The sequence below is a fragment of the Ponticaulis sp. genome (assembly GCF_029210165.1).
Lineage (GTDB): Bacteria > Pseudomonadota > Alphaproteobacteria > Caulobacterales > Hyphomonadaceae > Ponticaulis.
In genome coordinates this window covers 1,110,121-1,122,840 of sequence record NZ_JARGNT010000001.1, presented here as the reverse complement: position 1 = coordinate 1,122,840, position 12,720 = coordinate 1,110,121, and the positions used below count along the sequence as shown (strand labels likewise).

Sequence of the window (12,720 nt, the reverse complement as noted above, 5' to 3'; positions counted from 1 at the left end):
CCGGATTAACCGTGTTGTTCAGATTCGTTGCGATCGTAGATTTCGCGGGCCGCCTCAACAGCCGTCATATTCGACTGTCCCCAGTCGGAAATCTGCAGGATCGGCTCAGACAGAGAGCGGCCAAGCTCCGTAAGGCCATACTCCACGCGCGGCGGCACTTCCTGATAATCACGACGGAAGATAAGACCGTCACGCTCCAACGCACGAAGGGTCTGGGTCAGCATTTTCTGGCTGACCCCGTTCAGCGCGCGCATCAGCTCACCATTTCGCATGACATCGCGCTGGCGAAGGGAATGAAACACCAGAAGCTTCCATTTATCGGCCAGCATTTCCATCACCTGACGGGACGGGCAGGCGTGAACTTCCATGATTTCCAGTGGTGTCTGTTCAGGAGCTTTCAGCATTTGCGGCCTCTCTCGAAAAAATCTTCATAGTTACCATTAGGTATGTACTAGATAAAAACATACCATCTATTAGGTCTTCCGGGCAACTTACTTTTTCTGGGAGACAGTCATGACCAAAGTAGCAATCGTTTATCACTCCGGTTACGGACACACCGCAAAGCTGGCCGAAGCCGTCGCTGAAGGCGTAACGCGCGGGGGCGCAGAAGTTTCCCTTCTGAAAGCCGACGACCTTACAAAGCCTGATGAAGGTCCGTGGGATCAGCTGGACGAAGCTGACGCGATCATTTTTGGTGCGCCAACTTATATGGGCTCAGCGTCCGCAACGTTTAAACAGTTTCAGGATGCGACATCCAAAGTCTGGATGTCTGGCGGCTGGACGGACAAGTTGGCAGCGGGCTTCACGAACTCCGGCTCGGTTTCCGGTGACAAGCTGAACACGCTGCAGCAGTTCGCCATTCTGGCCGCACAGCACAACATGATGTGGGTGAATCCGGCTATTCCGTCAGGCTTCAACATGAAAGAACACACATGGGATGAAGCGGAAAATCGCGGCGGGTTCTTCATGGGTGTTGGCGCACACTCTCCGATCGACACATCACCGGAAGAAGCGCCTGTCGCATCCGAGCTGGAAACAGGTCGCAAACTCGGTGAACGCGTCGCGAAAGCGGCTACACGCTGGGTGAAAGGCGCCTAGCCGATCTGCATAAGGGCAAGGCCGGCCACGAGCACGACCGAGGCGATAATCCGTCTCGGTCCTATGCCCTCTTTCAGGATCAGCCAGCCCATTAGCGCCCCGAACACGACGGCAGTCTCACGGATTGCCGTCACGCGGGCCGCTTCAATCATATCCAGTGCGAATAGCGCCGCCCCATAGGACACAACAGAGAGCGCACCGCCCACTATCCCGTTTTTCAGGACCGGCTTTAATGCCGGAACGAACCGTTCCTTGCGTGCAATCACGGCCACAACAACCGTTCCGATCCAGTCGAGCATGAAGAGCCAGACCACAAATGTCAGGGGTTCTTCGGCTATGCGAACGCCGCGCGCATCGGCGACATTGTATGCCATGACGCCAAGCGCCGTCATGCCCGCCCAGAAGAGAGCAGACCAGCTGACAGGCTTGCCATCTGCGCTCACTTTGCCGCGCAGAAAACCAAAAGCGATCACCGCGACGGTCGCAATAAGCAGGCCCAACAATGCCAGCGGCGATAGGGTTTCATTCAGGAAAAAGAACGCGCCAATCGCAACCAGCAGAGGCGCGAGCCCGCGCATGACTGGAAACACAAGCGACAGATCCCCGCGATGCAAAGCGCGGATCATGCTCATCTGATAAAAGAAATGGGTCGGGATAGAAATAGCAATCGCCGCCCACAATTCAGGTGTCGGCGCAGGCACAAAGAACGCCACCGGCGATACAATGATTGCGCAGGCTGAAGACAGCACCGCGCGGGTAACCAGAATGTCGTTGGTTGCTTTTACGACGAGGTTTGCAAACGCCAGCGTCAGGGCTGAAACCAGCCCTAACCCGATGGCGATGACGTCAGGCGTCACCCCTCAAGGCCCACAAGCGCCCGAGAGAAGCTACGCGCCGAGAACGGCTGAAGGTCTTCAGCGCTTTCGCCGACGCCGACAAAGTGAATTGGTAGATTGTAGGCTTCCGCGATGGCGACAAGCACACCGCCTTTCGCCGTTCCATCAAGCTTAGTCATAACGAGGCCGGTGACATGCGCCGTCTGAGTAAAGGCTTCCACCTGAGACATCGCGTTCTGACCAACCGTCGCGTCCAGCACCAGGAAAACATCATGCGGCGCACTCGGGTCCAGCTTCCGAACCACACGCAGGATTTTTGAAAGCTCTTCCATCAGCTCTTTGCGATTCTGCAGACGCCCTGCGGTATCGACCAGAACGAGGTCGAGATTTTCTGCTTTGGCTTTCTCGACGGCTTCATAAACAAGGCCAGCCGCATCAGCGCCCGGCGCTTTTGCCATAACGGGAATACCAGCGCGTTCGCCCCAGACGGTCAGCTGCTCGATTGCCGCTGCGCGGAACGTATCACCCGCGACTAGGAGCGCCTTTGCGCCCTGCGCTTTCAGCTTTGAGGCAATCTTGCCGATGGTCGTCGTCTTGCCCGACCCGTTTACGCCAACAAACAGAACGATGCGCGGCGTCGGACCATCTGCAAAATCGACGTGAACTTCGCGCGGAGACAGAATGTCTTCAATCTCGTCAGCCAGTGCGCCGCGAATTTCTTCGTCGGTTATTTCTTTATCGAAACGATCTTTCGCAAGGTTCGTCGTAATGCGCGAAGCCACCTTAGCGCCCATGTCCGACGTGATCAGAATATCTTCGAGATCTTCCAGCGTTTCATTGTCCAGGCGTTTCTTTGTGAAGACGCCTGTCAGACCTTCAGTCAGCTTGTTGGATGAACGAGAGAGGCCGGAGGTAAGACGCTTGAAAAAGCCTGTTTTAACTTCTGGCTCTGGCTCTGGCTCTGGCTCTGGCTCTGGCTCTGGCTCTGGCTCTGGCTCTGGCTCTGGCTCTGGCTCTGGCGGAGCAGCCTGAACGGGTGCGGAGAAGGCCTCAACACCTTCTTCCTCAATCTTCTCGATTTCTTCTTCAATGGCCTCGGCGCGGTCTTCGTGTCCGGTCGCTTCCTGAAACATTGCAGCATCTTCAAGCTGCGCCTTCAGGGCCTCGGTTTCAGGGTCCCGCGCAGTTGCGGCATCGAGCGCCGCCTGTTCGGCTGCATCTTCGAGCTTTTTCTTCTTCTTTTTGCCGAACCAGAGGATCACTGAATTACTCCTGTTAACCGGCCATCTGTGTGCCCTGTAATGCGGATATCTGCAAACTCGCCATGAGGCAGCGCATCAGGAAGGCCGGTCACTGGCGTAAAGTCTGCCAGACGCCCCTGCCCGCCAGCCTCTACAAGCACGCGTCGGACTTCACCAACGTGCTTAGTAAGATGACGTTCCAACGCCGTATTTGCCGAGTCCCGAAGCCGGGCGGCACGTTCCTTTACGACCTTGCGCTCAAGCTGAGGCATTTTCGCTGCGGGCGTACCTTCGCGTGAGCTGTATGGAAACACATGCACGAATGAGAGATCGCATGCCTCAATCAGGCTGACAGAGTTCTGGAACATCTCTTCGGTCTCGGTCGGAAAGCCTGCGATGAGGTCTGCACCGAACGCAATGTCCGGTCGCGCGGCTTTCAGCTTTGATGTCAGCTCGATGGCGTCCTCGCGTGAGTGGCGGCGTTTCATCCGCTTCAAAATCATCGGGTCGCCATGCTGAAGTGAGATGTGAAGATAAGGCGCAAAACGCGGTTCACTGACTGCGAGCTCGAACAGGGCGTCATCCATCTCGATCGCATCAATGGACGAAAGCCGCAAAAGCGGCAGGTCGGGGACAAGCTTAAGAATACGGGCCACCAGATTTCCAAGCGGCGGCGTATTCGGCAGATCGCCGCCCCAGCTTGTCAGGTCCACACCGGTCAGAACGACCTCTTTGTGTCCGCGCGCGACAAGGCGCTTCACCTGATCAACCACCTCACCGGCAGGCACGGAACGCGAATTTCCGCGGCCATATGGAATGATGCAGAATGTGCAGCGGTGATCACAGCCATTCTGAACATGCACGAAGGCACGCGCGCGTCCGTCCAGGCCATCGACCAGATGACCAGCCGTCTCGCGCACCGTCATAATGTCATCAACAGAGACTTTTTCAGGGGCGTCCATCAAATGCGCAGAGGTGAAGGTTTCAGCCTTCATCTTCTCATGATTGCCAATCACGCGTGTGACTTCAGGCATTTCAGCAAACTGCGTCGGATCAATCTGCGCGGCGCAGCCCGTCACAATGATCGGCGCATCCGGATTGTCCCGGCGCGCACGGCGAATGGACTGGCGCGCTTGGCGAACAGCCTCTGCTGTGACCGCGCAGGTATTGATAATGACCGCATCAGAAAGGCCCGCAGCCTCGGCGTGATCACGCATGACTTCGCTCTCATAGCTGTTCAGGCGACAGCCATGCGTAATGATCTGGAGTTTGTCTGAAGTCGGGGTGCGGTCCGTCATGGAGGCTAGATGACGCCGATGCGGCTTATGATCAAGTCAGTTTCACTGAAATCAGCTTGCGATCTGAAGCTCGCCTTCCAGTTCGACGGGGCCGGTCATCAGTACATGATTGTCGGATTCGCGCCATTCAATGTGAAGCTCGCCGCCATCAAGGATCATTTTGACCTTGCGTTCTGTGCGCCCAAGACGTGCCGCAGCAACCGCCGCCGCACATGCGCCCGTGCCACAAGCGAGGGTCAGGCCGGCGCCGCGTTCCCATACACGGAGACGTATCGTCTGACGGTCAATCACCTGCGCAAAGCCAACATTTACGCCTTCCGGAAAGAGCGGATGCCACTCTGCCAACGGGCCGACAGCCGGAATGTCATAAGCATTCACATCGTCCACAAAGAACACAGCATGCGGATTGCCCATATTCACACAAGACGGGCGCGACAGGACCGGATTGTCCATCGGGCCGATTTTGATATCGACAAAACGGGTATCCATTTTCTCGGCCAGCGGGATATCTTCCCAATCAAGACGCGGCTCACCCATATCGACCGTGATCATATCGTCACCGGCGGCGCGGGCTTTCAGAAGGCCAGCTTCGGTTTCGATAAGAATTTCGTCCTGCCCCGTCTCACGCTGGACAAGCCAGCCAACACAACGTGTCGCGTTTCCGCAGGCCGAAACCTCAGATCCGTCGGCGTTCCAGATACGCATAAACACGTCGCCATTCGGCGTGGATTCCATACCGATGATCTGGTCAAACGCCTGCTTCCCATTCGGGTGGGCGATCTGACGGATTTCGTCAGCCGTTTTACGCCATGGGCGCGCGCGCCCGTCGAAAACGACGAAGCGATTACCGCAACCATTCATGTGAAAAATGTGCATGACGTACTGATCCGAAAACTCAAAAATCTGGCTATTAGCATAACGATAAGAGACGCGAAGGTCACTCGGCTTTTAAAGCCGCAAACCTTACATAGGCGCCACCACTCGAAAACGCGATGAGCGATGTAAAAAATCCGTCACACTGAGCGCCTAAGAGGAGAGCTCTGATCGGGGGTCATAATGGGTCTTTTCGAGCGTCTTTTATCGGTATGGGTTGGTCTCGCTATTGTTTGCGGGATCGTGCTCGGCTTGCTTGTTCCGGGCGTCTTCGAGTTTCTCGCAAGTCTCGAATACGCCAAGGTAAATTTCCCGGTTGCCGTTCTCATCTGGGCAATGGTCTTCCCGATGATGGTGGATGTCGATTTCACCAGTCTGCGCCAGATCGGCTCAAAGCCTCGGGGCATTATGATTACGCTGGTGGTGAACTGGCTGATCAAACCGTTCTCAATGGCCACTCTGGGCGTCTTGTTCTTCCGTTGCGTGTTTGCAGACTTCATTCCGACAGATGATGCGGAAAGCTATATTGCCGGTCTCATTCTACTGGGTGCCGCGCCATGTACCGCCATGGTGTTTGTCTGGTCTCAACTCACAAGGGGTGACGCGACCTACACGCTGGTTCAGGTAAGCCTGAACGATGCCATCATGGTGTTTGCTTTTGCCCCTATCGTCGCGTTTTTGCTGGGTGTCACCGACATCACCATTCCTTGGGAGACCTTACTCCTGTCTGTCGCGCTTTACGTCATTCTGCCTCTGGGCGCGGGCATCGTCACACGCCAGACCCTGAAAGCCTCAGGCGGCGAACCGACCGTTAAGACCTTTCTTGCGCGTGTAAAGCCGTTTTCCGCGATCGGTCTTCTCGCAACAATTGTGCTGCTATTTGGCTTTCAGGGGCAGGTTATCGTTTCAAGCCCGATACTGATTGCGCTGATTGCCGTTCCTATACTGCTTCAATCTTACGGCATTTTCGCCCTCGCTTACGGGGCTGCCTATGTGCTGAAAGTCCCGCACAAAATCGCTGCGCCATGCGCCATGATCGGAACGTCGAACTTCTTTGAACTGGCGGTCGCCGTAGCCATCAGCCTGTACGGGTTGAACTCAGGTGCAGCCCTGGCGACTGTTGTCGGTGTTCTGGTCGAAGTACCGGTTATGCTGTCGCTCGTGGCTTTTGCGAACCGTACGCGGACTGCCTTTAAGGCTGACTAAGCCCGCTAGCCTTCCGCACCCGGCGCTGTTGCGTGAATATCCTGTAGCGCGGTGCGCGCTTCGTCGACACTCATACTTTTCAGATCAAGCGCCACGAGCTGTTCCACGCGCATACGCAGGGACCGGTAGGCCGTTTCAAACGCCACAAGCGCGCCATCCCCTTCGATAGCAGCCGGATCAGGCACGCCCCAATGAACCTGCAACGGGTGGCCCGGCCAGATCGGGCAGACTTCACCTGCCGCGTTTCCGCAAACTGTAATCACAAGGCTCATTTCCGGCGCACCATCGCGCGCATAAACATCCCATGACTTTGAAGACAGGCCTGATGTGTCATGTCCGTTCATGGCCAGAACCTGAAGCGCAACGGGGTGCGGCTCGCCCTTCGGCATGCTTCCCGCAGAATACGCAGCAAACCCGGCATCAGCGCCCAGCTCTCGGATAAGCGTTTCAGCGATCAGGCTGCGCGCCGAATTTCCGGTGCAAAGAACAAGCACATTATAAGCATCTGACATGACCTGTTTTCCCCTCTGAAATTGGATCGCAAGAACCTTCTACCGGTTTTTGTAATACTTGTGTGAAACCTGAGCGAGGTCGTTTCCGATTTTACTGCTCGGCACCGCATCATCAGGGCAAGACTTTTCATAAAGTTTTCCAAACCTACTTGATCTCACGCGTCTTCGCGCGAAAAGTGCGCAAGATTTCGGAGGATACACATTGGCCCAGAAACTTTTTACCTCGCTTGCTGCCGCAGCGCTTCTCGCTGTTTCAGCCTGCTCTGAAGGAGACCCCGTGGCACCTGAAAGCGACACAGCCGACACTGAAACCAGCGTAAATGTGGAGGTCGATCCTAACGGTGAAGACCCGAATATCTGGCTGGAAGAGGTTGAAGGCGAACGTGCGCTCGATTGGGTTCGCGCGCAGAATGACCGCACACTTGGTCATCTGCAGGCGACCGACCTGTATAACGAGCTGCAGGCTGAAGCCGAGGCGATCGTAAACGCGAGCGAGCGTATTCCTTACGGCTCCGTTCGCGACGGCATGGTCTATAATTTCTGGCAGGATGCGGACAATGTACGCGGCTTGTGGCGTCGCACCTCACTTGAGAGCTACGCAACCCAAGAGCCGGAATGGGAAACCATCATCAACTTTGATGAACTCGCGGCCGAAGAAGATGCAAACTGGGTCTATAAAGGCGCAAGCTGCCACAATGACGGCGAGAGCGAGCGCTGGACCTGCATGGTCTCTCTTTCTGATGGCGGTAAAGACGCTGCAGAAATGCGGGAATTCGACCTCACAACCCTGACCTGGGTGGAAGACGGTTTCTACATCCCTGAAGCCAAATCCGGCACAGCCTGGGTCGACTATGACACCATGCTGATCGCGACTGACTGGGGCGGCGACGGTTCGACACTCACTGAATCAGGCTATCCGACCGAAGTGCGTCGCTGGACACGCGGCACGTCTCTGGAAGAAGCCGAAACAATTTTCACCGGTGACCGCACTGACGTTGGCATCTGGCCATTCACGCTGGAACTCGCCGATGGAACCCAGCTGGAAGGCATAACCGAAGCAGACACCTTCTTCACATCGAAGTATTTCGTGTTCCCGAATGGCGGCACAGAAGCACTTGAACTGCCGCTTCCTGCGAAGTCCTCGATTGTCGGCTCACAATGGGACCTCGTCTTTGTGACGCTTCAGGAAGACTGGACCGTCGAGCATGAAGGCGAAGAGCTGAATTTCTCGTCCGGCAGCCTCGTCGCGATCAACGCAGCGATGCTGGAAGATGGTGAGCTGGGCTATGTGTGGGAAGTATTCGCACCGAACGAGCGCCAGTCCATTGAATCCGTAGCGCTCGCGAATGAAGCGCTTCTGATCGCAATCAACGACAATGTCAGCGGTCAGATCCTGACGGCTATTCCGGACCGTTTCACGGGCGAGTGGACAACCAGCCCACTGGACCTGCCAGAGAATGGCGCGCTCGGCATTGTGTTTGCCAACCAGCATGAGGACACAGTCTTCATCAACTATGAAGGCTTCCTCACGCCGGACACACTGATGTCTTACAATGCGGCTGATGGCGAGATCACAGAGCTGAAAAGCCTGCCGGGCCGTTTCGATACAGAAGGCCTCGTAGTCGAGCAGTTCGAAGCGGAATCCACGGACGGTACGATGATCCCTTACTTCATCGTGCACCGTGAAGACATTCCTTTTGATGGCACGACGCCTACGCTGCTTTACGGCTATGGTGGTTTCCAGATCTCCATGACGCCAAGCTATTCAGCGCTTCGCGGTAAGCTCTGGCTGGAACGCGGCGGCGCTTATGTTCTTGCGAACATTCGCGGCGGCGGCGAATTTGGTCCTGCATGGCACCAGGCGGGCCTCAAGACCGAACGCCAGATCGTCTATGATGATTTCATTGCTGTTGCCGAAGACCTCATTGATCGCGGCGTAACAACGTCAGATCATCTGGGCATTCAGGGTGGTTCGAATGGCGGCCTGCTCATGGGCGTGATGCTGACCCAGCGTCCGGACCTGTGGGACGCTGTCGTCGTTCAGGTGCCACTGCTCGACATGCTGCGTTATCACCTGCTGCTGGCGGGCGCATCATGGGTAGACGAATATGGTTCACCGGACATTCCTGAAGAGCGTGAATGGCTGGAACAAATGTCGCCATACCACAACTTCGATCAGGATGCGGATTACCCGACGCCGTTCTTCATGACCTCAACCAAGGACGACCGCGTCCATCCGGGTCACGCGCGCAAAATGGCGTATCTGTTCGATCAGGCCGGCATGCCGTTCTACTATTATGAGAATATTGATGGCGGTCACTCTGCAGCAGCCAATCTTCAGGAAGCAGCGCGCCGCGTTGCGCTTGAAGTGACGTATCTTTCAGAGCGTCTGATGGACTAAACGGTGATTTCATCGTGTATTTTAATACAGCCCCTGAGCAATCAGGGGCTGTTTCTGTTTATTTTGTAGATAGCTCTTCTGGCGAAACACGAGCATCTCCGGTAAGAGACACCCAATAGACCAATCGGGACAGACACTATGAAAAAGGCTTCGCTTCTGATCGCACTTGGCTGCGCAGCTCTCCTCGCTGGCTGCGCAAAGACAGACGAACAGGTGATCGTAACATCATGCCTGGAAGCAGATGAGTCTCTCAATGAGGCCTATTGCGCCTGCACCTATGACAAAATGGAAGCGAGCCTGTCAGACGAGGTTCTCGCCAATATCGCAAATGCTATCCGCGATGGCGCAGCTGACCCGATCGATGCGATCTCGACCCTTCCCCCGCAACAACAGATGTCGGTTCTCCCTGTAACGCTTCAGCTTCTGGAATGCGCGCAGGAGCTGGAATAACTCCAGCCCCCACGAGATAGCATTAGAATCGCACGATCAGGCCTTCGTCAGGCGCAAACTTCCCATCGCACACGGCCTGATAATGTTCGCCTAGCCCCTCAAGGCCGCTGGCCTCTCTGACCTTCATCCAGCTTTTACTGGCGACCATGGACTTCATCAGGAAGTCATTTGATTTCTCGGCAAAGCCTTCGGCGCCCCAATCGCCGATCCGCTTCTGGATATGGCCGGGCGCAAAGAAGAACTCGCTGCGTTCTTTGATGATATTCTCATTGGCCGCGCCCTCTTCCCAATGGGTAAGGCCGACATTCAGGCAATGCTTCATATTCGCACCAAGGCTCCCATGAAGTGCGCCCAGAACATCACCATTTCCTGACATATCGACGATAACTGTCGGCTTGCTGGTATCAATTGATGACAGGTCATCATAAGTGGCCGTCTGGTCGTAATATCCGAGCGACTTTACAAAACCGGCATTTCGGCCGGACGTCAGACCGATAGAGATTGGTGCATCGGCGTCTTCATTCAGCGCAAAGCCCAGACCGATACTCGTCTTGCTGGACGCGCTGACGACGATCACCTGCTCAGCGCCAAACCAGTCATTGTCCTTCATACAGTCCCAGAGACAGAAGGACGTGACGTGTAGCGGGAAGAGAAGCGCGCGCGCCTCGTCAAAGGCTCCGTTATAGCCCGGCTCTGCATTGATCCGGCGATAGACATTATAGCCTTGCGGAAGTGCCGAGCGATGCTCTGCGCCATCGATGAACTGTCCGGTGCGCACACCCTCAGGCGACAGCACAAGCTCTTCGGCGGGCGGGAAATACCCGTAAAGCCGCTCGCCGACCGGCACGTCCGCATGCTTGCTCTCTACAATGTCGGCAAAACCCCAGACGGGCAGCAAGCCCTGACCTTCCGCGCCATGCGCCGGAAAGAACTGCCAATAGCCAATCTGATCACCGGCCACCCCATAGGTGATATTGTTCGCAGTGAAGGAGAACAGGTCTACCTTCGCACGCACCTCACCGTTTTTGAGCGGCGCGCTATCGACATCTACGATTTTCGTTTTGTGCAGATCGGTTTTCTGAACCTGAAATTCCTGCATGATCTCTCCCCGAAGCATTTATGTTATTTGTGCTGGCGCCTATTTGGCGTGTCTGAGCCCCGTGACGCAAGCGAAGGCTGGTCTGGTCACGCGAAATGTTATTGCCGCAAAAACATTCCAACCGCGTCACGCATCGCGGAACGAGCTATGCGTTTAGTCATCAAAGAGTCGCACTTTTCCCTCTTGCAGGAGGCCGCACATCCCATTAAGAGGCCAAAAAGGATGCAGACCCAATGCAGATTCGCTCCGCTTTCACTTTCGATGACGTACTTCTAGAGCCCGGCCCTTCCGAGGTTATGCCCGCTCAGACGGACGTTCGCACTCGCCTGACCAACACTATCGCGATCAATATTCCGCTCGCATCGTCTGCGATGGATACAGTGACCGAAGCCAAGCTTGCCATCGCAATGGCGCAAAGCGGCGGCATCGGCGTGCTCCACCGAAATCTCACCATGAAAGAACAGGCCAAGCAGGTCCGTCAGGTGAAGAAGTTTGAAAGCGGCGTTGTAATCAACCCGGCGACTGTGACCCCGCAGACAACGCTGCGCGATCTTCGCAAACTGAAAGAAAGCACGGGCTTTTCTGGTTATCCGGTTATCGAAGCTGACGAGCCGGGCAAGCCGGGTAAAGTTGTTGGCATCATCACAAACCGTGACGTGCGCTTTGCAGAAAACCTCGACCAGCCCGTATCTGCGCTGATGACCAAAGAGGTTGTGACCTGCCGCGAAGGTATCACCGAGGCTGAAGCCAGCCGTCTGCTTCACGAACACAAAATCGAGCGTCTTGTTGTTGTGGACAGCGATAATCGCTGCGTTGGTCTGCTCACCGTCAAGGATATGGAAAAAGCAGTCGCCAACCCGAATGCAGCCAAAGACGCGCAAGGCCGTCTGCTTGTTGCCGCAGCCTCTACCGTTGGTGACGCAGGCTTTGAGCGATCCGAGCGCCTGCTTGATGCTGGCGTGGACGTGCTTGTCATCGATACGGCGCACGGTCACTCGCAATCAGTTCTCGATGCGGTTACCCGCGTGAAGAGCCTTTCCAGCACAGTTCAGATTATCGCCGGCAATGTCGCAACGTTTGACGGCACGCGCGCACTGATCGACGCGGGTGCAGATGCGATCAAAGTCGGCATCGGCCCTGGCTCTATCTGTACGACACGTATTGTTGCAGGTGTTGGTGTACCTCAGTTGACGGCTGTTTCCGAAGCGGCTCGCGCGGCGAAAGACTCCGGCACTCCGATCATCGCAGACGGCGGCATAAAGTTCTCCGGCGACTTTGCAAAAGCAATCGCGGCTGGCGCCTCAACTGCCATGATGGGCTCTGCCTTTGCAGGCACAGAAGAAGCACCGGGCGAAGTCTTCCTCTATCAGGGCCGTTCCTACAAAGCGTATCGCGGCATGGGGTCACTTGGCGCGATGGCACGTGGTTCTGCCGACCGCTACTTCCAGAAAGAAGTCTCTCAGGAGAAACTCGTTCCGGAAGGCATTGAAGGTCAGGTCCCGTTCAAAGGTCCGATCAGTCCGATCATCCACCAGTTTGTGGGCGGTCTTCGCGCCGCGATGGGCTATGTCGGTGCCAAGACCATTCCGGAAATGCATGAGAAAGCACGCTTCGTTCAGATCACAGGCGCAGGTCTTCGTGAGTCCCACGTCCATGACGTGACCATGACCCGCGAAGCGCCGAACTATTCGATCCCGCGTAGCTAG

Annotated in this window: 12 protein-coding genes; 5 read left to right on the top strand and 7 right to left on the bottom strand. The window is 55.9% G+C overall.

The window, feature by feature from the left end:
- Positions 1–5: 5 nt before the first annotated feature.
- Positions 6–404 carry a helix-turn-helix domain-containing protein gene (locus tag P1U45_RS05570; RefSeq protein WP_293609897.1) on the bottom strand — a complete coding sequence of 133 codons (399 nt, stop codon included), beginning with the start codon at positions 402–404 and terminating at the stop codon, positions 6–8.
- Between the two features lie 109 nt (positions 405–513).
- On the opposite strand from P1U45_RS05570, the gene P1U45_RS05565 reads away from it, so the two are divergent.
- Positions 514–1,098: a flavodoxin family protein gene (locus P1U45_RS05565; RefSeq protein WP_301058024.1), complete on the top strand. Its 585-nt coding sequence runs from the start codon at positions 514–516 to the stop codon at positions 1,096–1,098.
- Here the strand turns inward: P1U45_RS05565 and P1U45_RS05560 are convergent.
- The 4 genes from P1U45_RS05560 to dapF are packed head-to-tail and all read right to left on the bottom strand — an operon-like array spanning position 1,095 to position 5,349.
- The gene (locus P1U45_RS05560) at positions 1,095–1,955 is read right to left on the bottom strand and encodes a DMT family transporter (protein ID WP_301058022.1); all 861 of its coding nucleotides are present in this window, start codon (positions 1,953–1,955) and stop codon (positions 1,095–1,097) included. The two genes, P1U45_RS05565 and P1U45_RS05560, sit on opposite strands and share 4 nt — an antisense overlap.
- Positions 1,952–3,196 (bottom strand): signal recognition particle-docking protein FtsY, encoded by a 1,245-nt coding sequence (ftsY, locus tag P1U45_RS05555; RefSeq protein ID WP_301058020.1) that lies wholly within the window; start codon positions 3,194–3,196, stop codon positions 1,952–1,954. Before ftsY ends, P1U45_RS05560 begins: the two co-directional genes overlap by 4 nt.
- A complete protein-coding gene (gene mtaB, locus P1U45_RS05550) occupies positions 3,193–4,473 on the bottom strand; it encodes a tRNA (N(6)-L-threonylcarbamoyladenosine(37)-C(2))-methylthiotransferase MtaB (RefSeq protein WP_301058018.1) in 1,281 nt (426 codons plus the stop codon). Before mtaB ends, ftsY begins: the two co-directional genes overlap by 4 nt.
- Positions 4,474–4,524: 51 nt before the next feature.
- Positions 4,525–5,349: a diaminopimelate epimerase gene (dapF, locus tag P1U45_RS05545; protein WP_301058017.1), complete on the bottom strand. Its 825-nt coding sequence runs from the start codon at positions 5,347–5,349 to the stop codon at positions 4,525–4,527.
- A 180-nt stretch (positions 5,350–5,529) separates the two neighbouring features.
- Here dapF and arsB point away from each other — a divergent pair, with 180 nt between their 5' ends.
- Complete coding sequence (gene arsB / locus P1U45_RS05540) at positions 5,530–6,552, top strand: ACR3 family arsenite efflux transporter (protein WP_301058015.1); 1,023 nt, start codon at positions 5,530–5,532, stop codon at positions 6,550–6,552.
- 5 nt (positions 6,553–6,557) lie between these two features.
- Here the strand turns inward: arsB and P1U45_RS05535 are convergent, their stop codons facing one another.
- Positions 6,558–7,064, bottom strand: coding sequence for an arsenate reductase ArsC (locus tag P1U45_RS05535; RefSeq protein WP_301058013.1), 507 nt, complete (start codon positions 7,062–7,064; stop codon positions 6,558–6,560).
- A 202-nt stretch (positions 7,065–7,266) separates the two neighbouring features.
- Here P1U45_RS05535 and P1U45_RS05530 point away from each other — a divergent pair, with 202 nt between their 5' ends.
- Together P1U45_RS05530 and P1U45_RS05525 are read left to right on the top strand one after the other, a co-directional pair.
- Entirely contained in the window at positions 7,267–9,465 is a 2,199-nt protein-coding gene (locus P1U45_RS05530; RefSeq protein ID WP_301058011.1) for a prolyl oligopeptidase family serine peptidase, read from the top strand.
- Positions 9,466–9,603: 138 nt separating this feature from the next.
- Positions 9,604–9,915 (top strand): hypothetical protein, encoded by a 312-nt coding sequence (locus tag P1U45_RS05525; protein WP_301058009.1) that lies wholly within the window; start codon positions 9,604–9,606, stop codon positions 9,913–9,915.
- A gap of 22 nt (positions 9,916–9,937) precedes the next feature.
- On the opposite strand, the gene P1U45_RS05520 is transcribed toward P1U45_RS05525, so the two are convergent.
- Complete coding sequence (locus tag P1U45_RS05520; protein WP_301058007.1) at positions 9,938–11,014, bottom strand: DUF2855 family protein; 1,077 nt, start codon at positions 11,012–11,014, stop codon at positions 9,938–9,940.
- 233 nt (positions 11,015–11,247) lie between these two features.
- Between P1U45_RS05520 and guaB the strand changes: the two genes are divergently transcribed.
- Positions 11,248–12,720, top strand: a complete 1,473-nt coding sequence (gene guaB, locus P1U45_RS05515; protein ID WP_301058005.1) for an IMP dehydrogenase — start codon at positions 11,248–11,250, stop codon at positions 12,718–12,720.

What these genes read in the sequence shown, in the direction of transcription:
- P1U45_RS05570 (WP_293609897.1), bottom strand. Translation starts at nt 404, where the DNA reads ATGCTGAAAGCTCCTGAACAGACACCACTGGAAATCATGGAAGTTCAC.
- P1U45_RS05565 (WP_301058024.1), top strand. Translation starts at nt 514, where the DNA reads ATGACCAAAGTAGCAATCGTTTATCACTCCGGTTACGGACACACCGCA.
- mtaB (WP_301058018.1), bottom strand. Translation starts at nt 4,473, where the DNA reads ATGACGGACCGCACCCCGACTTCAGACAAACTCCAGATCATTACGCAT.
- dapF (WP_301058017.1), bottom strand. Translation starts at nt 5,349, where the DNA reads ATGCACATTTTTCACATGAATGGTTGCGGTAATCGCTTCGTCGTTTTC.
- arsB (WP_301058015.1), top strand. Translation starts at nt 5,530, where the DNA reads ATGGGTCTTTTCGAGCGTCTTTTATCGGTATGGGTTGGTCTCGCTATT.
- P1U45_RS05535 (WP_301058013.1), bottom strand. Translation starts at nt 7,064, where the DNA reads ATGTCAGATGCTTATAATGTGCTTGTTCTTTGCACCGGAAATTCGGCG.
- P1U45_RS05525 (WP_301058009.1), top strand. Translation starts at nt 9,604, where the DNA reads ATGAAAAAGGCTTCGCTTCTGATCGCACTTGGCTGCGCAGCTCTCCTC.
- P1U45_RS05520 (WP_301058007.1), bottom strand. Translation starts at nt 11,014, where the DNA reads ATGCAGGAATTTCAGGTTCAGAAAACCGATCTGCACAAAACGAAAATC.
- guaB (WP_301058005.1), top strand. Translation starts at nt 11,248, where the DNA reads ATGCAGATTCGCTCCGCTTTCACTTTCGATGACGTACTTCTAGAGCCC.